The sequence below is a fragment of the Sphingopyxis witflariensis genome (assembly GCF_002205635.1).
Classification (GTDB): Bacteria; Pseudomonadota; Alphaproteobacteria; order Sphingomonadales; family Sphingomonadaceae; genus Sphingopyxis; species Sphingopyxis witflariensis.
In genome coordinates, this window is record NZ_NISJ01000009.1 from 34570 (window position 1) to 56247 (window position 21678).

The 21678-nt window shown below is 66.1% G+C and carries 20 protein-coding genes; 10 read left to right on the forward strand and 10 right to left on the reverse strand.

Features of this window, described 5'->3' with window-relative positions:
- Window positions 1-90: 90 nt before the first annotated feature.
- Together CDQ91_RS15215 and hisC are read right to left on the reverse strand one after the other, a co-directional pair.
- Window positions 91-999 (reverse strand): prephenate/arogenate dehydrogenase family protein, encoded by a 909-nt coding sequence (locus tag CDQ91_RS15215; RefSeq protein WP_088473585.1) that lies wholly within the window; start codon window positions 997-999, stop codon window positions 91-93.
- A gap of 4 nt (window positions 1000-1003) precedes the next feature.
- Window positions 1004-2110: a histidinol-phosphate transaminase gene (hisC, locus tag CDQ91_RS15220; RefSeq protein WP_088473586.1), complete on the reverse strand. Its 1107-nt coding sequence runs from the start codon at window positions 2108-2110 to the stop codon at window positions 1004-1006.
- 78 nt (window positions 2111-2188) lie between these two features.
- Between hisC and metX the strand changes: the two genes are divergently transcribed.
- Both metX and metW read left to right on the forward strand, forming a co-directional pair.
- A complete protein-coding gene (gene metX / locus CDQ91_RS15225) occupies window positions 2189-3310 on the forward strand; it encodes a homoserine O-acetyltransferase MetX (protein ID WP_088473587.1) in 1122 nt (373 codons plus the stop codon).
- 2 nt (window positions 3311-3312) lie between these two features.
- Window positions 3313-3906, forward strand: coding sequence for a methionine biosynthesis protein MetW (gene metW / locus CDQ91_RS15230; protein ID WP_088473588.1), 594 nt, complete (start codon window positions 3313-3315; stop codon window positions 3904-3906).
- Here metW and CDQ91_RS15235 read toward each other — a convergent pair.
- Entirely contained in the window at window positions 3887-4519 is a 633-nt protein-coding gene (locus CDQ91_RS15235; RefSeq protein ID WP_088473589.1) for a TetR/AcrR family transcriptional regulator, read from the reverse strand. The two genes, metW and CDQ91_RS15235, sit on opposite strands and share 20 nt — an antisense overlap.
- Before the next feature lie 208 nt (window positions 4520-4727).
- Here CDQ91_RS15235 and CDQ91_RS15240 point away from each other — a divergent pair, with 208 nt between their 5' ends.
- Window positions 4728-7130 carry a TonB-dependent receptor gene (locus CDQ91_RS15240; RefSeq protein ID WP_088473590.1) on the forward strand — a complete coding sequence of 801 codons (2403 nt, stop codon included), beginning with the start codon at window positions 4728-4730 and terminating at the stop codon, window positions 7128-7130.
- 114 nt (window positions 7131-7244) lie between these two features.
- On the opposite strand, the gene CDQ91_RS15245 is transcribed toward CDQ91_RS15240, so the two are convergent.
- The 5 genes from CDQ91_RS15245 to hemC are packed head-to-tail and all read right to left on the reverse strand — an operon-like array spanning window position 7245 to window position 12180.
- Complete coding sequence (locus tag CDQ91_RS15245) at window positions 7245-8390, reverse strand: CaiB/BaiF CoA transferase family protein (RefSeq protein ID WP_237246007.1); 1146 nt, start codon at window positions 8388-8390, stop codon at window positions 7245-7247.
- A complete protein-coding gene (locus CDQ91_RS15250) occupies window positions 8383-9585 on the reverse strand; it encodes an acyl-CoA dehydrogenase (protein ID WP_088473591.1) in 1203 nt (400 codons plus the stop codon). Before CDQ91_RS15250 ends, CDQ91_RS15245 begins: the two co-directional genes overlap by 8 nt.
- Before the next feature lie 45 nt (window positions 9586-9630).
- Window positions 9631-10527 (reverse strand): mitofilin family membrane protein, encoded by an 897-nt coding sequence (locus tag CDQ91_RS15255; protein WP_088473592.1) that lies wholly within the window; start codon window positions 10525-10527, stop codon window positions 9631-9633.
- A gap of 19 nt (window positions 10528-10546) precedes the next feature.
- Window positions 10547-11224 carry a uroporphyrinogen-III synthase gene (locus CDQ91_RS15260; protein WP_237246008.1) on the reverse strand — a complete coding sequence of 226 codons (678 nt, stop codon included), beginning with the start codon at window positions 11222-11224 and terminating at the stop codon, window positions 10547-10549.
- 8 nt (window positions 11225-11232) lie between these two features.
- Window positions 11233-12180: a hydroxymethylbilane synthase gene (gene hemC / locus CDQ91_RS15265; RefSeq protein ID WP_088473594.1), complete on the reverse strand. Its 948-nt coding sequence runs from the start codon at window positions 12178-12180 to the stop codon at window positions 11233-11235.
- 243 nt (window positions 12181-12423) lie between these two features.
- On the opposite strand from hemC, the gene tsaD reads away from it, so the two are divergent.
- The 3 genes from tsaD (at window position 12424) to CDQ91_RS15280 (ending at window position 16065) form a co-directional block, all read left to right on the forward strand.
- Complete coding sequence (gene tsaD, locus CDQ91_RS15270; protein WP_088473595.1) at window positions 12424-13458, forward strand: tRNA (adenosine(37)-N6)-threonylcarbamoyltransferase complex transferase subunit TsaD; 1035 nt, start codon at window positions 12424-12426, stop codon at window positions 13456-13458.
- Window positions 13455-14450, forward strand: a complete 996-nt coding sequence (locus CDQ91_RS15275; RefSeq protein ID WP_088473596.1) for an NAD(P)H-dependent glycerol-3-phosphate dehydrogenase — start codon at window positions 13455-13457, stop codon at window positions 14448-14450. The genes tsaD and CDQ91_RS15275 overlap by 4 nt, the downstream gene beginning before the upstream one ends.
- 91 nt (window positions 14451-14541) lie before the next feature.
- On the forward strand, window positions 14542-16065 hold the full coding sequence (locus tag CDQ91_RS15280) for a lipopolysaccharide biosynthesis protein (RefSeq protein ID WP_174688513.1): 1524 nt from the start codon (window positions 14542-14544) through the stop codon (window positions 16063-16065).
- Window positions 16066-16102: 37 nt separating this feature from the next.
- Here the strand turns inward: CDQ91_RS15280 and CDQ91_RS15285 are convergent, their stop codons facing one another.
- Window positions 16103-17101, reverse strand: coding sequence for an adenosine kinase (locus CDQ91_RS15285; RefSeq protein ID WP_088473597.1), 999 nt, complete (start codon window positions 17099-17101; stop codon window positions 16103-16105).
- A gap of 110 nt (window positions 17102-17211) precedes the next feature.
- Between CDQ91_RS15285 and CDQ91_RS15290 the strand changes: the two genes are divergently transcribed.
- Both CDQ91_RS15290 and CDQ91_RS15295 read left to right on the forward strand, forming a co-directional pair.
- The gene (locus CDQ91_RS15290; RefSeq protein WP_088473598.1) at window positions 17212-17904 is read left to right on the forward strand and encodes an EI24 domain-containing protein; all 693 of its coding nucleotides are present in this window, start codon (window positions 17212-17214) and stop codon (window positions 17902-17904) included.
- Complete coding sequence (locus tag CDQ91_RS15295; protein ID WP_237246009.1) at window positions 17901-18290, forward strand: hypothetical protein; 390 nt, start codon at window positions 17901-17903, stop codon at window positions 18288-18290. Before CDQ91_RS15290 ends, CDQ91_RS15295 begins: the two co-directional genes overlap by 4 nt.
- 6 nt (window positions 18291-18296) lie before the next feature.
- On the opposite strand, the gene queG is transcribed toward CDQ91_RS15295, so the two are convergent.
- The gene (queG, locus tag CDQ91_RS15300; protein ID WP_088473599.1) at window positions 18297-19364 is read right to left on the reverse strand and encodes a tRNA epoxyqueuosine(34) reductase QueG; all 1068 of its coding nucleotides are present in this window, start codon (window positions 19362-19364) and stop codon (window positions 18297-18299) included.
- A 49-nt stretch (window positions 19365-19413) separates the two neighbouring features.
- Here queG and CDQ91_RS15305 point away from each other — a divergent pair, with 49 nt between their 5' ends.
- Both CDQ91_RS15305 and CDQ91_RS15310 read left to right on the forward strand, forming a co-directional pair.
- Complete coding sequence (locus CDQ91_RS15305) at window positions 19414-20388, forward strand: ABC transporter ATP-binding protein (RefSeq protein ID WP_088473600.1); 975 nt, start codon at window positions 19414-19416, stop codon at window positions 20386-20388.
- Window positions 20385-21665, forward strand: a complete 1281-nt coding sequence (locus tag CDQ91_RS15310; RefSeq protein WP_088473601.1) for an ABC transporter permease — start codon at window positions 20385-20387, stop codon at window positions 21663-21665. The genes CDQ91_RS15305 and CDQ91_RS15310 overlap by 4 nt, the downstream gene beginning before the upstream one ends.
- Window positions 21666-21678: the final 13 nt, after the last annotated feature.

Sequence of the window (21678 nt, forward strand, 5' to 3'; positions counted from 1 at the left end):
GAGCGAAGTCGAGATGCCCATCGTTCGTGCGCGCCTTCCGGGTGTCTCGACTTCGCTCGACATGAACGGAATTTGGCGGCTGCGCTGCCCTTAGTGCTTCCGCCCGAAATCGGGCGCCGGATCATCCTGCCCTTCGGCGATGATCGAGCGGCGGATCGCCCGCGTGCGGGTGAACCAATCCTCCAGCTTGTCGGCATCGCCGCGACGGATCGCCTGCTGCAACACCGTCAGATCCTCGTTGAAGCGCTGCAAGGTCGCGAGCACCGCATCCTTGTTTGCGAGGAACACGTCGCGCCACATCACCGGGTCGCTCGCGGCGATGCGGGTAAAATCGCGGAAACCGCCGGCCGAATATTTGATCACCTCGCTCTCGGTGACCTCCTCCAGCTCGCTCGCGGTGCCGACGATCGTATAGGCGATCAGATGCGGCAAATGGCTCGTCACCGCGAGCACCATGTCGTGATGCGCGGCGTCCATGACGTCAACCTTGGCGCCCAGCGCCTCCCACAGCGAAGACACCGCCTCAACCGCATCGGCGGGGGCGTCGGCGGCCGGGGTCAATATGCACCAGCGCCCATCGAACAAGGTCGAGAAGCCCGCCGCGGGGCCGCTATTCTCGGTCCCCGCGACCGGATGCGCAGGAATGACGATATGGTCGGGCAACGCCTTGGCGAGCGCTGCGGCGACCCCCGCCTTCGACGATCCGACGTCGGAGATGATTGCGTGCGGCGCCAGCCCGGGCGCAATCGCCTGCGCGGCATCGGCCATACCGCCGACGGGCACCGCGAGGATGATGATATCGGCGTTTTCGACCGCGGACGCAGGATCGTCCGAAAGATGGTCGCACAGGCCCAGCCCGCGCGCGATCTCGCGCACCGCGTCGCTCGCGTCATGGCCGGTCACGACGACCTGCGGCAGCCGTTCCTTGACCGCGCGCGCGATCGACGACCCTATCAGGCCGAGCCCGATAACCGCGACCCTCTCGACGCTGCGCGCCATTGACTCAGCCTTCCAGCGCGGCGCGGATCGCCGCCGCGAGCCCGCGCGTTTCATCCTCGGTGCCGATCGTCATGCGCAGCGCATGCGGCAGGCCCTGCGACGGCAACCAGCGCACGATATAGCCCGCCTCCATCAGCGCATTGTTCATAGCCTCGGCGGTGACCTTGCCCTCGAACAACACGAGCAGGAAATTGGTCGCCGACGGCACGACGCGGACGCCATGATTGCCGAGGCTTTCGAGCTCGGCCTTCAACCAGCTGCGCCATTCGGCGTTCTGCGCGCGGCTCTGATTGACGAAATCATCGTCGCCGATCGCCGCGATCGCGGCTTCCTGACCGCAGCGCGTTACGTTGAACGGCGCGCGAATCTTGTGGAGCGCCGAAATCACCTCGCTCGACGCATAGCCCCAGCCGATGCGTTCGGCAGCAAGCCCGTGGATCTTCGAAAAGGTGCGCGTGACAAACACATTGGCCGCGGTTTCGGCGAGCGCGAGCCCGTCGTCATCCTCGTCGGCTTCCAGATATTCGGCATAGGCCTGGTCAAGCACGAACAGCACATCGGCGGGCAGCCCGGCGTGGAGCCGCGCAATGTCGGCGCGCGACGACAGGGTGCCGGTCGGATTGTTCGGATTGGCAACGAAGACGACGCGCGTCTTGTCGGTTACCGCCGCGAGCAACGCATCGACATCGGTCGCGTAATCGCAATCGGGCGCCTCGACAGGCGTCGCGCCAACGCGGCGTGCAGCGATTTCATAGACGGCGAAGCCATAGCGCACGTACAGAACTTCATCGCCCGGCCCGGCATAGGCGCTCGTCGCGAGGTGGAGCAGTTCGTCCGAACCGGTGCCATAAATCACGCGCGCCGGATCAAGGTCATATTTCGCCGCGATCGCCTCGCGCAGCGCCGCCGCGCCCGGATCGGGATAGCGCGCCAGATCATCGGCGGCGGCGCGAAACGCTGCCCGCGCCTTCTCTCCGGTGCCGAGCGGATTCTCGTTCGCCGACAGTTTGACGAGCGGCCGGCCATCGGCGCCCGCCGATTTTCCGGGAACATAGGGAGCGATGCCGCTGATCCACGGCTTCGGCTGCAAGATACGGGTCGTTTCGGTCATGCGCGGCGTTTAACGCGTGACGGCGCTGAGTCCAGTCCGTTGACAGCCCGCGCCCGCCCGCTTAGCCCCCGCCGCATCATGGCGAGCATGCTCAACCAGATTCAGCACCAGAACGTGACGATCCGCGCAGCCCTGCCACTCGACAGCGGCCAGCGGCTCGACGCGGTCACCATCGCCTGGCAAAGCTATGGGACGCTGAACGCCGACAAATCCAACGCGGTGCTGATCTGCCACGCTCTGACCGGCGACCAATATGTCGCGAGCGACCATCCGGCGACGGGCAAGCCCGGCTGGTGGGCGCGCATGGTCGGTCCGGGCAAGCCGATCGACACCGACCGTTTCCACGTCATCTGCGCCAATGTGCTCGGCAGTTGCATGGGGTCGAGCGGCCCCGCCACCCCCGACGCCGCGACCGGCCAGCCGCTGGCGATGCATTTTCCCGTCATCACCATCGGCGACATGGTACGCGCGCAGGCGATGCTGCTCGACCATCTGGGTGTCGCGCGTCTGCACGCCGTCGTCGGCGGGTCGATGGGCGGGATGCAGGCGCTCGCCTGGACCGTCCATTATCCTGAGCGCATCGCGTCGGCGGTCGTCATCGCCAGCGCAGCGCGTCATTCGGCGCAAAATATCGCGTTTCACGAGGTCGGGCGACAGGCGATCATGGCCGACCCCGATTGGCAGGATGGTCAATATTACGCGAGCAACCGCGCCCCGACCAAGGGGCTCGCGGTCGCGCGCATGGCGGCGCACATTACCTATTTGTCCGAAGCCGGACTGACCGAGAAATTCGGCCGCCGCCTTCAGGCGCGCGACATAAAAAGCTTTGGCTTTGACGCCGATTTCCAGATCGAATCCTATTTGCGGCATCAGGGGCTGGCCTTCACCGACCGTTTCGACGCCAACGCCTATCTCTATATCACCCGCGCGATGGATTATTTCGACCTCGCCGACCCGCACGACGGGCGACTTGCCGGAGCGTTTGCGGCGGCGAAGGATGTGCGCTTCACCTTGGTCAGCTTCGACACCGACTGGCTCTATCCGACCAGTGAATCGCGCCGTATCGTCCAGGCGCTGCAAAGCGTCGGCGCGGCGGCGAGCTTCGTTGAACTGTCGGCGCCCTTCGGCCACGACAGCTTCCTGCTCGACGTCCCCGCACTCGACCGGATCATCGCCGGCGCATTAACGGCGGGCATCTGACCATGGCGCTGCGTCCCGACCTTGCGACGATCGCCAACGCCGTGCCCACCGGCGCGCGCGTTCTCGACGTCGGCTGCGGCGACGGCGAGTTAATGGCGGCGCTGCAAACCAAAAGCGTCGATGCCCGCGGGCTGGAGATTGATCCCGCCAATGTCACCGCGGCGATCGCGCGCGGGCAGTCGGTGGTTCAGGGCGACGCCAACCGCGACCTCGCCGATTATCCCGGCGACGCCTTCGACTACGCGATCCTGTCGCAGACGCTGCAAACGACCGAGCGCCCCGATCGCGTGATCGACGAGCTGCTGCGCATCGCGCCGCGCGCCTTCGTCAGCTTTCCCAATTTCGCGCATTGGCGCGTCCGGCTGGCATTATTGTGGGGCGGCCGCATGCCGGTGACGCGGCTGCTGCCCGTCGCTTGGTATGAAACTCCGAACATCCACCATGTCACGGTCAGCGATTTTCGCGACCTGCTGCGCGCCAAGGGCATCGCGGTCGAGGGGGCCTGGTATCTGTCGGGCGACAAGCCGACGAGCGACGCCGCCGCAAGCTGGCGCGCCGAGCACGCCATTTTCCTGATCAGCCGCGCGGCTTCCTGATCCCGTCGGCGATCAGCGCATTGGCGCGGCCGGCGACCCCGGCAATATCCTCGCGCCGGTCCCAGACGCCGTAGCGCAGCCCCAGAAACACGTTCATCCCCATGATCGCCCAGGCCTCCACCTCGCCGATCCCGCCCCGCAATTCGTCCGCATCCGCCCCGGCGGCCAGACGCGCGGCGATACGTTCGGCGGTCGTCGCATAATGGCCGCGGAAACTGTCGGGATCGACGAACTCGGCCTCGTCGATGATGCGATAAATTTCCTGATGCTCGCGCGCGAAGTGGAGGAAGGCGGCGAGCGCACGGCCTTCGGCATCGATCGCGCCTTGGGCGCCCTCCATCGCCGGGGCAACATGGTCACGCACCCGGCCCGACATGTCGGCGACAAGTGCGCGGAAGATGGCATCCTTCGAATCGAAATAGGTATAAAAACTGCCAAGCGCCGTACCGGCGCGGCGGGTGATGTCGCTGATCGAGGCATCGTGGAAACCACGCTCGCCAAATTCGATCGCCGCGGCGTCGAGCAATTTGCGCAGCGTTCGCCGCCCGCGCTCGGTGCGCGGCGCCTTTTCCGGGTTACCGGCATCTTCTGCTGCTGATCGCGGCTCGTCCATAGCTGCCCCTGCGTCCTTCCCGCTCCATTCGCCCGCACCGCCATCGTGGCTTTTCCGCACCACTGGCAAGCAAAAAACGTTCGGTACAACTTCCAAGTTGAAACTTGGTTCACCTTTCATTATTGGACGTGCCGCGGCTTGGCAAGCACCGGGCCCAAAAAGAATGACAAGGGTGGCGAGGGGTCACCCGTCCATTGGGAGACTCTTCATGCGTCCTTTCGCCCGCCAGCTTCGCCGTGCCGTCCTCGCCACGAGCGCGCTTTCGCTGCTCGCCTTCGCGCCGACCGCCGCTTTCGCACAGGACGAAGGCGCGAGCGCCGACGCCGACGATGGCGACATCATCGTCACCGCACGCCGTCGCGACGAGCGGCTGATCGACGTGCCGATCGCGGTCACCGCGATTTCAGGCGCCGCACTCGAAGCCGCAGGCGCGATCGACATCACCGATGTCCAGAATCAGGCGCCGAACGTCACGCTCGAAAATTCGCGCGGCACCAATTCGACCCTCACCGCCTTCATCCGCGGCGTCGGCCAGCAGGATCCGGTTCCGGGTTTTGAGGCCGGGGTCGGCATCTATCTCGACGATGTCTATCTCAACCGCCCGCAAGCCGCGGTGCTCGATATTTACGACGTCGAACGCATCGAAGTGCTGCGCGGGCCGCAGGGCACGCTTTACGGCCGCAACACCATCGGCGGCGCGATCAAATATGTCACCAGGCGCCTGCCTGCCGACTTCTCGCTCAAGCTGCGCGGCACCTATGGCAGCTATGATCAGGCCGACGGCGTCCTGACCGTCAGCGCGCCGGTCGGCGACATGCTGCGCGTCGGTGGTTCGGTCGCGCGGCTGTCGCGCGGCGGCTTCGGCGACAATCTCAACATTCCGGGTGTCGAAAATTACAACAAGGATGTCTGGGCGGCGCGCGGCACGGTCGAATTCGGTTCGCCCGACGACCGCTTCCTCGTTCGCCTGTCGGGCGATTACACCCGCGACAAGTCCGACCCGCGCAACGGCCACCGCCTCCTCCCCAGCCTGCTTACCGGGGCGCCTGTGCTGGGCGATGTCTACGACACCCGCGCCGGGCTCAACAATCCGAAGCAGGACGTCGAGGCCTATGGTTTCGCAATGAACGTCCGCGCCGCGCTGTCGGACGAACTGACACTGCGTAGCATCTCGTCATTCCGCAAGGACACGAGCTTCACTCCCATCGATTTCGACGCACTGCCGACGGTCGATGTCGATGTGCCGGCGGTTTATCGCAACGAACAGATCAGCCAGGAATTCCAGCTTCTCTATGAAAGCGACCGGCTGAGCGGGCTCCTCGGCTTCTATTATCTCGACGCCAAGGCCGCGACCGCGTTCGACGTCATCCTCGCGACCACCGGGCCGCTGCTGCCGTCGCCCGCCACGCTGCCGGTCTCCGCCGGCTTCGGACAGCTGACTGCAGGGGACGTACGGACCGAAACATGGTCGGTGTTCGGCGATTTCACCTTCGACATCAACGATTGGCTCAGCGTCTCGGCGGGCGGACGCTTCACGCGCGACACGCGCGAATCGACGATCCTGAAAGTGAACCGGTTCGGCGGCGCGTCGCCGCAATTCGGCGGCAACGGGGCCAATTTTGGCGCACCGCTCACTAATTTCCACGGCAAGGCAACCTTCGAGAAATTCACGCCGCGCGCCTCGGTATCGGTCAAACCCAGCGAGGATATGCTCGTCTATGCCTCTTACTCAAAGGGCTTCAAGGGCGGCGGCTTCGACCCGCGCGGCGACGCCAGCCGCACGCCGAACACCGATGGCGTCGCTGGCCCCCCGACCTATCAGGAAATCTACGACTTCTTCCTGTTCGAGCCTGAAACGGTCGACAGCTATGAAGTCGGGATCAAGGGTACCGTCCTCGACCGCGCGGTCACCTATGCGCTGACCGGTTTCTATGCCGACTATAAAAATGTCCAGATACCGGGATCGGTTGGGGTCGATGCCAATAATGACGGCGTGTTCGAAGGTTTCGCCGGTGTCACCACCAACGCCGCCGCCGCGAGCTTCAAGGGTGTCGAGGCCGAAGTGCAGGCGCGTTTCGCGCGTGACTTCGCAGGCGCCGGGTCACAGATCACGCTCGGCGGCACGCTCGGCTATATCGACGCACAATATGACGAGTTCAACACGATCATCGCCGGCGCGGCGGTCGATGTCTCCGATTTCCGCGCGATCCAGAACACGCCGAAATGGACAGCGGCAGGCACGCTGGGCGTCAGCCTTCCGATGATGGGCGGCATGATCGGCACCTCGACGACGCTCTCTTATCGCAGCAAGACCAACCAGTTCGAAACGCCGAGTCCGTTCCTCGACCAAAAGGGCTATACGCTGCTCGACGCGAGCATCGTGTGGACCGCTGAGGACGATCGTTTCAGCCTGGGCCTCCACGGCAAGAATCTGACCGACAAGCAATATATCACCTCGGGCTATCAGTTCGCGGCGGGCAATGCGATCACCGGCCAGCCGATCCTGAGCCCCACGGGCAACATCACCCCGACGCTCGGCCGCGAGGGCGTGGTCACCGCCTTCTACGGCAACCCGCGCCAGATCTTCGTCACCGGCACGGTGAAGTTCTGACAGTCACTCGACGTCATTGCGAGGAGCGAAGCGACGCGGCAATCCAGAGTGTGTACAAGCCGCCCTGGATTGCTTCGCTTCGCTCGCAATGACGGAAACTACGACCAAGTGCGATCAACCCGCCAGCGGCGGTGCGCCCGTCGGCGCCACCATCCGCTCGCCGTCGATGACGATCGGGCTCGCGAGCCCGTCGACGAATGCACCATCGGGGCGGAAACGCATCCCGCGCGCCTGAACCTGCGGATTGGCAAACACCCCGGCGAGGTCATTGATCGGTCCCGCGGGGACGTCCTCGGCTTCCAGCGCATCCGACAAGGGCTGTGCGTCCCACCCCGCGATCTTCGCCGCCAGCATCGGAATCAATTCGCGCCGATTCGCGAGCCGCGCCGAATTATTCGCAAAGCGTGCGTCCTCGGCCCAGCCGGGCTCGCCCAATATCGTGCACAGCTTGTGAAACTGGCGATCATTGCCGACCGCGATCACCAACTGGCCGTCGGCGGTCGCGAACGCCTGATAGGGCACGACATTGGCGTGGCCATTGCCCATGCGTGACGGCGACACCCCGCTCGCCAGATAATTGGCCGCCTGATTGGCGAGTACCCCGACCTGACAATCGAGCAGCGCCATGTCGATATGCGCGCCCTTTCCGGTGACGTCACGGCGTCGCAAGGCGGCAAGAATCGCGACAGTCGAATACATGCCGGTGAAGACATCGGCATAGGCGATTCCGGCCTTTTGCGGCGCACCATCGGGTTCGCCGGTCAGCGACATCGCGCCGCCCATCGCCTGGATGATGAAATCATAGCCCGCGCGGTGGGCATAGGGGCCGGTCTGTCCGAAGCCGGTGATCGAACAGACAATCAGCTGCGGAAAATCGGCGCAAAGCGTCGCCGGGTCGAGCCCATATTTGGCGAGCCCGCCCAGCTTGTAGTTTTCGATGACGACATCGGCATCGGCGATCAGCGCACGGACCTCAGCCTGCCCCTCGGCGGTCGCAATGTCGATCGCAACCCCCGACTTGCCGCGATTGGTGCTGTGATAATAGGCCGCACCCAGATTCGCGCCATCGTCGCCCATGATGAAGGGCGGGCCCCAGCTACGCGTGTCGTCGCCGACGCCGGGGCGCTCGACCTTGACCACCTCGGCGCCCAGGTCGGCGAGCAATTGCCCGCACCATGGCCCCGCGAGAACCCGCGCCAGTTCGACGACGCGGATTCCCGCCAGCGGCGTGGGCCCGAAGCCCGCCGGTGCCTCAGCCAAAAGCGGGGATGCCGGTGATTGCGCGGCCGAGGATCAGCGCATGGACGTCATGCGTCCCTTCATAGGTGTTCACCGTCTCGAGATTCACCGCATGGCGGATCACATGATAGTCGGCCGAAATGCCGTTGCCGCCGTGCATATCGCGCGCGACGCGGGCGATATCGAGCGCCTTGCCGCAATTGTTGCGCTTGAGCAGGCTGATCGCGTCGGGAATGAGCCGACCTTCGTCGATCAACCGGCCGACGCGCAGCGCCGTTTGCAGCCCCAATGCAATTTCGGTGAGCATGTTGGCGAGCTTGAGCTGGACGATCTGGTTCGCCGCGAGCGGACGCCCGAACTGCTTGCGGTCGAGCGTATATTGGCGCGACGCCTCATAGCAGAATTCGGCGGCGCCCATCGCGCCCCAGCCAATGCCGTAACGCGCGCGGTTGAGACAGCCGAAGGGGCCTTTGAGCCCCGACACTTCGGGAAGCAGCGCATCTTCGCCGACTTCGACCCCGTCCATCACAATCTCGCCGGTGATCGATGCGCGAAGGCTCACCTTGCCCTCGATCTTCGGCGCCGACAGACCCTTCATGCCCTTTTCGAGCAGGAAGCCGCGAATCGCGCCGTCGTGCGCGTCGGACTTCGCCCAGACGACGAAAACATCGGCGATCGGCGAGTTGGTGATCCACATTTTCGCGCCCTTGAGGCGGTATCCGCCCGCAATCTTCTCGGCGCGGGTGCGCATGCCGCTCGGGTCGCTGCCCGCATCGGGTTCGGTCAGGCCGAAGCAGCCGATAAGTTCGCCCGACGCGAGCCCGGGCAGGAAGCGCTGCTTCTGCTCTTCGCTGCCATAGGCGTTGATCGGGTGCATCACGAGCGAGCTTTGCACCGAACAGGCCGAACGATAGCCCGAATCGACGCGCTCGACTTCGCGCGCGATAAGCCCGTAGCTGACATAATTGAGCCCCGCGCCGCCATATTTCGGGTCGATCGTCGCGCCAAGCAGCCCGAGTGCGCCCATTTCGCGCATGATCTCGCGATCGAAACGCTCGTCGAGAAAGGCCGAGGTGACGCGCGGCAGCAGTTCGGCTTCGGCGTAGCTGCGCGCGGTATCGCGCACCATCCGCTCTTCTTCGCTGAGTTCGGCATCGAGTTGCAACGGGTCGAACGGATCGAGCGCCTCGATGCGCTGTTCATCGGCGTGGGCCATATCGGTGAGCTTTCTCTGCGGCGAGCAGCCCTCCCGGGACGCACGCTATGGTGTCGGTTCGGCCTCTTTGCGGGCCATTGCGGCAGCGGGACTGTCGCGTGGCTCCAATATCGCCGCGGTCTCGATCAGGTCAAGCGCGCGCCGCGCTTCATGATAGCGGCGCGCATCGATCAGCCAGTCATTCGCAGCAGCCGCGCCCGGCATCGCCTGTACCTCTTCGATCGCCTTGTCGACCTGCCCGCCCGCCAGATAGCGGCGTGCTCGCTCAAGTCGTTCCGATGCGCGCGGCGATTGCGTTCCCGCAGGCCGCACGACAAACAATTCGGACAATTCGCGGCGCAGACCGGTCCACAGGCTACCGCTGCCCTCGCTCCGTCCGACCAGATGGGGCGACAGTGCGTCGAGTTCGGCGCGCAATTGTTCAAGCGTTACGGGCTCGCGCGAGGTTTCGATAATCGTCTTGACCGCATTGGGCTGATCGTCGCCGAAGCGCAGCCGCAATTGCGCCTCAAGATAGCCAAGCGACAACCCGCGATCGATCGCACGGCGCACCGCAAAGGCGACCAGCAGCCCTTCGGCGCGCGAGGCATTGCCCGACGCCGATGCTGCCTCGAGGGTGATGCGCGACAATCTTTGTTCGAGGTCGGCCACCCGCGCCGCGAGCGCGTCGGCGCCATCGACCGGCGTGACAACCAGCGGGACCTGACCGCCACTCGCCGGATCGCCCGCCACCACCACCGCGCCGCCGCTGGACGCGTCGGCGACTTTCGTTGCCGTCTCTGCATTCTTATCGGTGAGCCAGCGGTTCATCGCCCAGCCGCCGCCGGCAATGCCGATCAGCACCAGGATGAAGGCACCGATGGCGAGGGCGCGGAAGGAAAGCCCCCGTCTCGGGGCCACACCATCCGCTGGCGAGGACGTGTCGATAGTATCGATTGCCATATGTCTCTTTCGAACGACCCTATTTTTGGCCCTTGTGGCACAAAGCATGCGCCTCTGCCAACAATGCCGCATCGTCGGGGCGCTCGGCAACCCCTATGGCAGCCCAGCCCGCACCCGCCGCCGCCGCGACCTTCGGGCTGATCGCGGCGAGCCGTAAATGCGCACGAGATCCGCCGACAAGCTCGGAAATCCGTGCCGCGCCGCGCGTCGAATGCGCGAGCAGCACCGCCGGCGCAGCGATCATCTGCCCCCACTCCGGTGCGGGATCGATCGGATCGACCGCATAGCAGGGGAGCGGCACCAGCGTCGCGCCCAGCGTATCGAATATCGACCGGTCGCGCGCGCAAAGCCATAATATATTGTGGATATTTCGCGACGTCATGGTGCCAAGAAGGTCTTGCCCGTCGGTGGATCCAGTCATTTCAACGGGCAACCCCGCAGCCTCCAGCGCAGCCGCGGTCGCCGACCCGACAGCATAGACGGGCAGCGACGCCAGTCGCGCAAGATCGGGGCCCGCGAGGCGGGCCGCCTGCGCGCTGGTCACAAGCAAAGCGTCGAAACATTCTATCGCAGGAGCTGTCCAGGCCAGGGGCGCCGCCGTAAACAGCGGCAAATAATGGGCATCAAGCCCCAGCGCTTTTGCCCGCCCGACCGTCGCCGCGCCGCCCGGATCGGGGCGGGTGACGATCAGCGGCAAGCCAGCTCTCATGCCGAAAACAGGCGCCGCACCGCTTCGGGCGCCTCATCGAGCAGGCGGTGCGCCAGCGCCCCGGCGTCGCCCGCGCCGGTCACCAGCACATGCCCCGCGGCATGTTCGGCGCCATCGTCCGAAAAAATCTCGGCATCGAGGCGCAGCGATCCGTCGGCACGAAAATGCGCATAGGCCGCAACCGGCGAGCGGCAATCGCCACCCAACGCCGCCAGAAAAGCGCGCTCAGCAGCGACGGCGACATGGGTCGGCGTATGATCGATCGCCGCGATCAGCGCGCGCACTTTATCGTCGTCGGACCGACATTCGATCCCGATCGCGCCCTGCGATGCCGCGGGCAGCAACAGGTCGGCGCCCTGCACCGCGCCGATGTCGAACATTTCCAGCCGGTCTAGCCCGGCGGCGGCGAGGAGGGTCGCATCGACATCACCCGCCGCGAGCTTGCCCAGCCGCGTCGCGACATTGCCGCGCAGCAGCGTGGTGACGATATCGGGGCGCAGCCGCTTCACCTGCGCGGCGCGACGCGGGCTGCTCGTCCCCAGTCGCGCGCCATGGGGCAGGTCGGCGATGCTCACGGCATCCACGCCTTCGCGCACGACCAGCCGGTCACGCGGATCGGCGCGCTCGAGCATCGCGACGAGCGCGAAACGCGGATCGCGAAGCGTTTCGACGTCCTTCAGCGAATGAACCGCGATGTCGATTTCATCGGCGTCGAGCGCCGCGTCGAGCTCGCGCGTCCACAATGCCTTGCCGCCAACCTCGGCCAGCGCGCGGTCCTGGATACGGTCGCCGGTCGCGGTCATCGGGACGATTTGCAGCGTGTCGGGCGCGATACCATGCACCGCAATCAGCGCCGAAGCCGCCATATTCGCCTGTGCCAGCGCGAGCGGCGACGCGCGCGTGCCGATGCGCAGCGGGTTTTCAGCAGTAGGAAGATCGGTCATGCGATGCTGCTAGGGCTTGCGCGCGCGAAAAGAAAGACAGGGGATTCTGGGAACCGCCGCAGACATACCCGTCGCCCCCGCGAAAGCGGGGGCCGCTGGCAGCCTTGCCCAGCCCGCGCTGCGTAGGCCGATGACGGCCCCCGCTTTCGCGAGGGCGACGGATATAGCGCCTCTGCGCGCAGCTTCTCATTCATCCGCCGCTTGCCCCCGTGCGCTCTACGCGCGTAAGGAACCCGCAACATTATGACCATCATCCTTGGCCTGGAATCGAGCTGCGACGAAACCGCGGCGGCGCTCGTCGATAGCGATCGGCGCGTCCTCGCGCACCGCGTCGCGGGGCAAGAGGCCGAACATAGCCCCTATGGCGGCGTCGTTCCCGAGATCGCCGCGCGCGCGCATGTCGACCGCCTCGCGCCGATTGTCGAAGGCGTGCTCCAGGACGCCGGTCTCACGCTCGCCGATGTCGATGCGATCGCCGCGACCGCCGGTCCCGGCCTGATCGGCGGCGTCATGGTCGGGCTCGTCACCGGCAAAGCGCTCGCGCACGCGGCGAACAAGCCGCTGATCGCGGTCAATCATCTCGAGGGTCACGCGCTGTCGCCGCGGCTGGTCGCGCCCGAGCTGCAATTTCCCTATCTGCTGCTGCTCGTCTCGGGCGGCCATTGCCAGCTGCTGCTCGTCAAGGGCGTCGGCGACTATCGCCGCCTTGCCACCACGATCGACGACGCCGCGGGCGAAGCCTTCGACAAGACCGCCAAGCTGCTCGGTCTCGGCTATCCCGGCGGCCCCGCGGTCGAACGCATCGCACAGCAGGGCGACCCGCGCGCCGTGCCGCTTCCGCGTCCGCTGATCGGCAGCGCCGAACCGCATTTCTCCTTCGCCGGACTCAAAAGCGCTGTCGCGCGCGCATCGGTGTCGGGCGCGCATAGCGTCCCCGACCTCGCCGCCTCATTCCAGCAGGCGGTCGTCGACTGCCTCGTCGATCGCAGCCGCATCGCACTGACCGCCTGCCCCGAAGCCACCGCCTTCGTCGTCGCGGGCGGAGTCGCCGCCAATGGCGCGATTCGCGGCGCGCTCACCGAACTCGCGGCGCGCTTCGACAAGCCGTTTGTCGCGCCGCCCTTGTGGCTGTGCACCGACAATGGTGCGATGATCGCCTGGGCGGGCGCCGAGCGTTTCGCCGCCGGGCTCACCGATCCGCTGTCGGTCGCTGCCCGCCCGCGCTGGCCGCTCGACCCCGAAGCCGAAGCCGTGCGCGGCGCCGGAGTGAAAGCATGACGTCACATTATTCGCGTTTCGGCGTCGTCGGCGGCGGCGCCTGGGGCACCGCGCTCGCGCAGCTTCTAGCCGCCGAGGGCGCCCCCGTCCGCCTTTGGGCGCGCGAGCAAGAGGTCGTCGCGGCGATCAACGCCGAACATCGCAATCCCCTGTTCTTGCCGAACAGCGCGCTGTCGCCCTCGCTGACCGCCACCGCCGACCTTGCCGACCTCGCGCCATGCGACGCGCTGCTCATCGTCGTCCCCGTCCCCTATTTGCGCGCGGTCCTCGCCGATCTTCCTGCGGGCGACGCGCCGCTGATCTTCTGCAGCAAGGGGATGGAGGCGGGCAGCTTCGCTTTCCCGATCGACATCGCGCGCGACATCGCGACATCACGGCCGCATGCCGTGCTGTCGGGACCGACCTTCGCGCATGAGGTCGCCGCCGGGCTCCCAACCGCAATCACGCTGGCCGCCGCCAACCCCGATATCGCCACCGCAATCGCGGGCTCGCTCGCGCGGCCGCATTTCCGCCCCTATGTCTCAACCGACGTCATCGGCGCCGAGATCGGCGGCGCGGTCAAGAATATCCTCGCGATCGCCTGCGGCATCGTCGACGGCGCCGGGCTCGGGCTCAACGCCCGCGCCGCGCTGATCAGCCGCGGCTTTGCCGAAATGACGCGCTTTGGCCTGTCGCGCGGCGCGCAGGCCGAAACCCTCGCCGGGCTCGCCGGGCTCGGCGATCTCGTCCTCACCTGCACCTCATCCAATTCGCGCAACTTCTCGCTCGGCCAGGGCCTGGGTCGCGGCGAAGCCGCCGCAACGCTGATGGCCGACCGCCGCACCGTCGCCGAGGGGGCATTCAGCGCGCCCGTCGTTGCAGCTGCCGCGCGCGCCGATGGCATCGACATGCCAATCACCGACGCCGTCGCCCGCCTCGTCGCGGGAGAGATCCGCGTGAGCGATGCCGTTCAGGCGCTGCTCAGCCGCCCGCTGCGACCCGAGGGCCGGTGACGATGCTTATTCAGACGATACACATTCAATTGCCTGCCCCCACACGCCAAGCTAGACTGCCCTTCCGGGTGCAGCAGCAGGGGCGCAAGGCTTGAGCCAGACGGACAGCGCAGCCGCGCCCTCATCACCCGACACCCCGCCGCGCGACGCCGACACCGCGGCGCTGGCAAAGGGCGGACGCACCAATTTCTTCGGATTCATCCTGCGCCTCATCGCGCGCCTGCCCTTTCTCTATGTTGCCGGCCGCTGGTACGGGCCTGAGGCGGTCGGGCGCTTCGCCTTTGCCGTGCTCGTCATCGAACTGGTCGCGCAGCTCGCGACACTCGGCCTCAAACGCGGCCTCGCCGAACAGCTGAGCGCCCCCGGGGCCGATCATCGCATCGTCGTATGGGACGGCATATTCGTAGCCTTCCTCGCTTCGGCGTTCGGATCGCTGATCCTCTTCTTCCTGCCGGAACTCATGTACCCTGCGGGCGGGATCGACAGCACCGACCGCTGGATGGCGTTCCTCGTCTTTGCCATCGCGGGCGCCGAAGTCGCGCTCGCCGCCTGCGCCTATCGCTTCGATATCGGCGCGACGGTGCGCGCGCGGGCGATCGTCGAACCGTGGGTGATCAGCATCGCCGCCGCCGGATTCTGGTTCGTGTCGGTCCGCGACGGGCTGATGCTATCCTATGCCGCCGCGATGGTCGGCGCCTTCCTGACCGCGCTCTGGCCGATGATCCGCCATTATGGCGGCCCCGGCGTGTGGCGGCCGCACCCCGCGCATCTGATCGCAGTCGCACGGCGGAACGCCCCGCTGGCCGCCGCCGATGCGATCGAATGGGGGACGCGCCGGCTCGATCTGTTCATCCTCGGCCAGTTCACCTCGCCGACGATCTACGGCATTTATTATATGGCGCAGCAGGTCGCGTCGCTGCCGCAGAAGCTCAAGACCAGCTTCGAGCCGATCCTTGGCCCCGTCATCACCCGCAACCTCGCCGAAAATCGTCTCGACGCCGTAGCCGCCCAAGTGAGTCAGGTCGGTTTCTGGATTATCGCTGCGCAAACCGGCGTCGCGCTCGCGCTTGGTATCCCGGGCGAAGCGGTGATGGGCCTCGTCGGCCCCGAATTCGTCAGCGGCACCGCAGCGCTCGCCTTCCTGCTCGCCGCCGAGGTCGTCGCGGCGACCGCAGTCGTCAGCGAAGCCGCGCTCGTCTATGTCGCGCGCCATCGCAATCTGCTGATCAGCCTCGCGACGCTCGCGCTGCAGGCGATTTTCAGCGTTGCGCTGATCCTGATCGCCAAATCGATGGGATGGCCGCCCATCACCTATGCCGCCGCGGTCGCGCTGGCGCTGATGCTCGCGCTGGGTTTCGCTTCCGTCACCAAGGCGTGGCTGCTCGGCCGCCTGCTCGGCACCCCGGTCAACAGCCTGCGCTGGGCGCTCGTCTGGGCCACCGCGGGCGCCGCAGTGCTCGGCTGGGGAGCCACCCAGCTTCCCGAATGGGCCGAACTGTTGATCGGCGTTCCGGTGATCCTCGGCATCTATGCCTGGCTGATCTGGACCCGCGGTTTCGGCCCCGCCGACCGCGCGCTGTTCAAGAAACATCCTGAAGAGGCTGCGGCGGATTAGCTAGTCATCCCGGTATCGCCGGGATGACTATAGAATCTTACGCCAGACGCGCGGCAATCTTCGCCTTGAGATCGGTCTGCGCCCGCGGACCGACCTGCGCGATAATTTCGCGCGCGCATACCGCGCCCATCGTCAGGCAATCGGTCATCGAGCGCCCCTGAGCATGACCCGACAGGAAACCCGCCGCGAACAAATCGCCTGCGCCGGTGGTGTCGACGACCTCGTCGATCGGCTCGGCGCCGACTTCGGTCCGCACGCCGCCGGTTAGCGCGATTGCGCCATGCGCACCGCGTGTTACGACGAGCAGCGGCACCTGCGCCGCGACACTCGCCACGGCGGCTTCGAAATCTTCGGTTTCAGCGAGCGCGCAAATCTCGACCTCGTTCGCGAACAGGATGTCGAACAGTCCCTCGGCGATCAGCGCGCGAAAATCGGCGCCGTGGCGATCGATGATAAAGGCGTCGGACAGGGTGAAGGCGACCTTGCGCCCCGCTGCGCGCGACACGTCGATCGCACGGCGCATCGCTGCGCGCGACAGTTCGGGATCCCACAAATAGCCCTCGAGATAGAGAATTTCCGAATCGGCGATCCACGCCTCGTCGATCATCGCCTGTTCGAGCAGATGGCTCGCGCCGAGGAAGGTGTTCATCGTCCGCTGTCCGTCGGGGGTGACGAGGATCAGGCAGCGCGCGGTCGGCGCGCCTTCGGCCAGCGGCGGGGTTTCATAGGCGACACCCAACGCGCGCAGATCGTGAGTGAACACATGCCCAAGCTGATCGTCAGCGACCTGCCCGATAAAGCTGCAGCGCTGGCCCAGCACAGCCATGCCCGCGAGGGTATTCGCTGCGGAACCGCCCGACATTTCAATCGCCGGGCCCATCGCGCTATATAGACGCTCCGCCTCTTCGGCATCGATCAGCCGCATCGACCCTTTGGTCAGGCCTTCGGATGTGATGAGCGCATCATCGGCGCGGGCAATGACATCGACGATCGCATTGCCGATGGCAACAACGTCGAAACGGGCGGTGGAGGCCATGAAAATTCCTGTCGGTGAGGGAAAAGATTGCGCGCGGCTTTAGGGATGGCGGCGCATCAAGGCAAGCGCGGCGCTTGACGCAGGCCGTCCCCCCGCGCCATCCCCTGTAAATGACCCGCACCGTCCACGCTTTTCTCCTCGCGCTCAAGGATTTGCCGCACCCGCGCGTGCTTCGTATTCTCGCGCTGAGCCTCGCGCTTACCTTGCTGCTTCTCGCCGCCAGCGGCGCCGCAATCTTCTTCGCCGCGCGATGGGGGCTCGAACAGGGCCGATGGCTGGATGGCAGCGGCCTCGACATGGCGGGCATCCTTATCGCGCTGGGGTTGATCGCGGGTGGCTGGCTGCTCTTTCGTACCGTCGCAATCGTCGTCGTCGGCCTCTTCGCCGATGCAATCGTCGCCGATATCGAAGAGCGCCACTATCCGGGCGCCGCGCAGAGCGCGGTCGAGGTCGGATGGCGTCAAAACATCATGCTGGCGCTGGCATCCCTCGCACGCGTGATCGTCGGCAACCTGATCGCGATGCCCTTTTATATCCTGTTGCTCGTAACCGGAGTCGGCACGGTATTGCTCGCGCTGGCGGTCAACGCCGTCCTACTGGGCCGCGATCTTGAGGCGATGATTGGCGCGCGACACCCCGCCCGGCCGCGACTCGACCGGTCGGCGCGTTGGTCGCTCGGCCTGCTGTCTGCCGCAAGCTTCCTGGTCCCCGTCGCCAATTTGTTGGCGCCCATCCTCAGCGCCGCTATGGCCGTCCACCTGTTCCATCTGCGTAGCGACAACGAAAAGCGGGGCCTATCATGATTCGAAACCCGATAACGCAAGACTGGCGCCTGAAGGCGAGTGTCGGGCTCGCCTTCCTACTCGCGGGCTGCTCGGGCGCCGCGATCCCGCGTGCAACCCCGCCGCGCGCCACCGCGCCGCCGCCGACGATCGTCAAGCCGGTACAGAATAACAATCTGATCGGCAACAGCGCCGACGCGATCGGTCAGATGTTCGGCAAACCGCGCCTCGACGTCGCCGAGGGTGCCGGCCGCAAGCTGCAATTCGCCGGCACCGCCTGCACCCTCGACATTTATTTCTATGCCGCGCGCGCCGGCGCCGCCCCGGTAGCCACCCATGTCGACGCCCGCACCCCCGACGGTCGCGATGCCGAAGTCAACGGCTGCGCCAACACGCTGCGACGCTAGCTGGCGTCATAGCGCCAGTTCGGCGAGCGCCCATCGCGCGGCGTCGGCGACCATATCCGATTCATCCGCAGCCAGCCGCTCAAGCACCGGCAGGAAGCGCGCATCGCCGCTGTTGCCTGCTGCGATCGCGGCATTGCGCACCATCCGGTTCCGCCCGATCCGCTTGATCGGTGATCCCGAGAATATTGCGCGAAACTCGGTGTCATCAAGCGCCAGCAAATCGCCCAGCGACGGCGCCACCAGCTCGGCCCGCGGCAGGAAGGCGCGGTGTCGCGCCGCCGTGTCGGCGAATTTGTTCCACGGGCACACCGCGAGGCAATCGTCGCAGCCATAGATGCGGTTGCCGATCGCACGGCGAAACTCGACCGGAATCGGCCCGTCATGCTCGATGGTGAGGTAAGAGATGCAGCGCCGCGCATCGACGCGGTACGGTGCGGGAAACGCCTGCGTCGGGCACGCATCCTGGCACGCCGAACAACTGCCGCAACGATCGCGCCCCGGCTGGCTCGATGCCAGATCGAGCGTCGTGTAAATCGCCCCCAGAAACAGCCAGCTGCCATGGTCGCGACTGACCAAATTGCTATGCTTGCCCTGCCAGCCGAGCCCCGCAGCCTCCGATAGTGGCTTTTCCATCACCGGCGCGGTGTCGACGAACACCTTGACCTGGGCATCCTTCACTTCAGCGACCAGCCAGCGCGCGACCGCCTTCAACGCCTTTTTGACGACGTCATGATAATCGGCGCCCTGCGCATAGACCGAGATTCGCCCATGTGTCGCATGCTCCGCCAGCGCCAGCGGGTCGTGCGTCGGCGCGTAGCTCATGCCCAAAGCGATCACCGACCGCACTTCAGGCCACAGCCCCTTGGGCGAGCCGCGCTGCGCCGCGCGGCTTTCCATCCAGATCATGTCGCCATGGCACCCATCGGCGAGCCATTCGCCCAACCGCGCCGCAGTCTGCGGCGCTGCATCGGCATCGGCGATGCCGAACGCGACAAAGCCGTGCGTGCGCGCGACATCGGCAAGCCGCTGTTCCAGCGATGACGTTTCCGGCGAGGGCAAGGGGTTCGCAACCATTGGCGCTCTATACGCCAAGCGCTTGTCCGTGCCATAGTTTGCACGTGCAATGATCGGGGACCGGGGTTTGAGCGATTATAGCGTCGAGGCGACAGGCCTCACCAAATATTTCGGCGCCTTCAAGGCGGTCGACAATGTGTCGCTCGAAGTGCCGACGGGCAGCATCTACGGCGTCCTCGGCCCCAATGGTGCAGGCAAGACGACGACGCTGCGCATGATGTTGGGAATCATCGACCCCGACGCAGGCAGCAGCCGCCTCTTCGGCGATCAGCGGCCGCAGGCGGTGCGCCACCGCATCGGCTATCTGCCCGAAGAACGTGGACTGTATCCCGGCATGAAAGCACGCGAAGCGATCGCCTTCATGGGCGCGCTGCGCGGCCTCGACTGGCGCGAGGGACGCCGCCGCGCCGCGACCTTCATGACCGAACTTGGTCTCGAACGCGTGATCGACGAGAAAATCCGCAAAATGTCGAAGGGCATGGCGCAGATGGTCCAGCTGATCGGATCAATCGTTCATGCCCCCGACCTGATCGTCCTCGATGAACCTTTCTCGGGGCTCGACCCGGTCAATCAGGAACGGCTCGAACTGCTGGTGAAGCGCGAGCGCGACCGTGGCGCAACGATTCTCTTCTCCACCCATGTCATGGCGCACGCCGAGCGCCTGTGCGACCGGATCGCGATCATCGCGCGGTCGCAGCGCCGCTTCGAAGGCACGGTCGATGAAGCCCGCGCGCTATTGCCGATGCAGGTGCGCTATACCCCGCGCGACAGCCGCGATGCTGCGGGAATCGCCGCAATCCTGCCGGCTACCGCCGAACGGCACGGCGACGCTTGGCATTTCGCGATTGAAGACGCCGATGTCGAACCCCTGCTCTCGCGAATCACCGCCAGCGGCCATGGCGTCACCGGCCTGTCGATCACCCGCCCCGCACTCCACGACGCCTTCGTCCATATCGTCCGTCAGGTGGATGCGGGCTTCGCCGCCGATGCGACCTGCGACGCGGTGCAGGAGGCGCTGGCATGACCCCTTTTCTGCGCAGCATGTTCGTCGTCGCGCGCCGTGACCTGATCTCGATCGTCGCGACGCCGACCTTCCTCCTCTTCCTCTTCGCGCCCTTGTTCATGCTCGCGGTCGGCGCGCTTGGCGGCATGGGCGCGTCGCAGCTCGCCGACAGCGCGCGGGGCGCGGGCCGGATCGTCGCGGTGATCGATGCGTCCGACATCGAGGCGGCGCGCGACGCCGATGCACGGCTGCGCACCGCCTTCGGTCGCCCACCCGCAACGCTCGAGCTGCGCGTTGCCGGGCCGGTCCCCGCCGACCCCGTCGCCATCGCGCGCGAAAAGGGCAGCGACACTTATGCGGTGCTGAGCGGCCCGCTCGCCACCCCGCGCATCGTCGAACGCGAGCCGGACAGCAGCGCCGGCCGTTATCTCGCCCTGCTCGCGAGCGAGGTTTTGCGGACTCGCACCACCGGCGCAGCCCCACCGATCACCCCGCGCTTTGAGAATCTTGCGAGCGGCGGAACCAGCATCGCGGCGCAGCAGTCGATGGGCTTCGCCGCAGTCTTTGCAATCTTCCTCCTTACCCTCCTCCTCGCCGGCCAGACCGTCGGCTCGCTCGCCGAGGAAAAGGGCAATAAGGTCATCGAAATCCTCGCCGCGGCGGTTCCGCTCGAAAGCGTGTTTCTTGGCAAGCTGCTCGGTATGCTCGGGGTCGCGATTCTCTTCATCGCCTTTTGGGGCGGTGTTGCGGTCGCGGGCGGGTTCGCCTTCGCGACACAGATCGATCCCGCGGCCATCGCCGCCGCCGGAGCGGCGAGCAAGCCCGCGATCGCCCTGACCGCCGCACCGGCCAGCGGCTGGGCCTTTTTTCTCGGCGTCGGATTTTGCTATTTCCTCCTCGCCTTCCTGTTGCTCGGCGCGGTCTTCCTGGGTGTCGGCGCCCAAGCGGCGACGGTGCGCGAGATTCAGATGCTCAGCCTGCCGATCACCATTTTCCAGGTCGGAATGTTCAGCCTGTCGGCCGCAGCGGCAGGCGCGCCGGGCAGCAATCTTGCACGCTTTGCGCAAATTTTCCCTTTCTCCTCGCCCTTTGCGATGGCGGCACGCGCGGCGACCGACGAAGCTAGGGCGGTGCATCTTCTCGCGCTCGGCTGGCAGGCGATCTGGGTCGCAATCGTCATCTTCCTGTCGGTACGGCTGTTCCGCGCCGGGGTGCTGAACAGCGGCGGCGGCTGGAAATTCTGGCGGCGGTCGCGCGCGGCGGCGGACGGAGAGGCCAGCTTGTCCCAGCGTCATTGACAAAGCTGTCAAC

Coding starts and splice junctions, on each gene's coding strand:
- CDQ91_RS15215 (WP_088473585.1), bottom strand. CDS start 999: ATGGCGCGCAGCGTCGAGAGGGTCGCGGTTATCGGGCTCGGCCTGATA.
- queG (WP_088473599.1), bottom strand. CDS start 19,364: ATGGTTGCGAACCCCTTGCCCTCGCCGGAAACGTCATCGCTGGAACAG.
- CDQ91_RS15290 (WP_088473598.1), top strand. CDS start 17,212: ATGACCCGCACCGTCCACGCTTTTCTCCTCGCGCTCAAGGATTTGCCG.
- tsaD (WP_088473595.1), top strand. CDS start 12,424: ATGACCATCATCCTTGGCCTGGAATCGAGCTGCGACGAAACCGCGGCG.
- CDQ91_RS15255 (WP_088473592.1), bottom strand. CDS start 10,527: ATGGCAATCGATACTATCGACACGTCCTCGCCAGCGGATGGTGTGGCC.
- CDQ91_RS15275 (WP_088473596.1), top strand. CDS start 13,455: ATGACGTCACATTATTCGCGTTTCGGCGTCGTCGGCGGCGGCGCCTGG.
- CDQ91_RS15250 (WP_088473591.1), bottom strand. CDS start 9,585: ATGGCCCACGCCGATGAACAGCGCATCGAGGCGCTCGATCCGTTCGAC.
- metW (WP_088473588.1), top strand. CDS start 3,313: ATGGCGCTGCGTCCCGACCTTGCGACGATCGCCAACGCCGTGCCCACC.
- CDQ91_RS15305 (WP_088473600.1), top strand. CDS start 19,414: ATGATCGGGGACCGGGGTTTGAGCGATTATAGCGTCGAGGCGACAGGC.
- hemC (WP_088473594.1), bottom strand. CDS start 12,180: ATGACCGATCTTCCTACTGCTGAAAACCCGCTGCGCATCGGCACGCGC.
- CDQ91_RS15240 (WP_088473590.1), top strand. CDS start 4,728: ATGCGTCCTTTCGCCCGCCAGCTTCGCCGTGCCGTCCTCGCCACGAGC.
- CDQ91_RS15295 (WP_237246009.1), top strand. CDS start 17,901: ATGATTCGAAACCCGATAACGCAAGACTGGCGCCTGAAGGCGAGTGTC.
- hisC (WP_088473586.1), bottom strand. CDS start 2,110: ATGACCGAAACGACCCGTATCTTGCAGCCGAAGCCGTGGATCAGCGGC.
- CDQ91_RS15285 (WP_088473597.1), bottom strand. CDS start 17,101: ATGGCCTCCACCGCCCGTTTCGACGTTGTTGCCATCGGCAATGCGATC.
- CDQ91_RS15235 (WP_088473589.1), bottom strand. CDS start 4,519: ATGGACGAGCCGCGATCAGCAGCAGAAGATGCCGGTAACCCGGAAAAG.
- metX (WP_088473587.1), top strand. CDS start 2,189: ATGGCGAGCATGCTCAACCAGATTCAGCACCAGAACGTGACGATCCGC.
- CDQ91_RS15310 (WP_088473601.1), top strand. CDS start 20,385: ATGACCCCTTTTCTGCGCAGCATGTTCGTCGTCGCGCGCCGTGACCTG.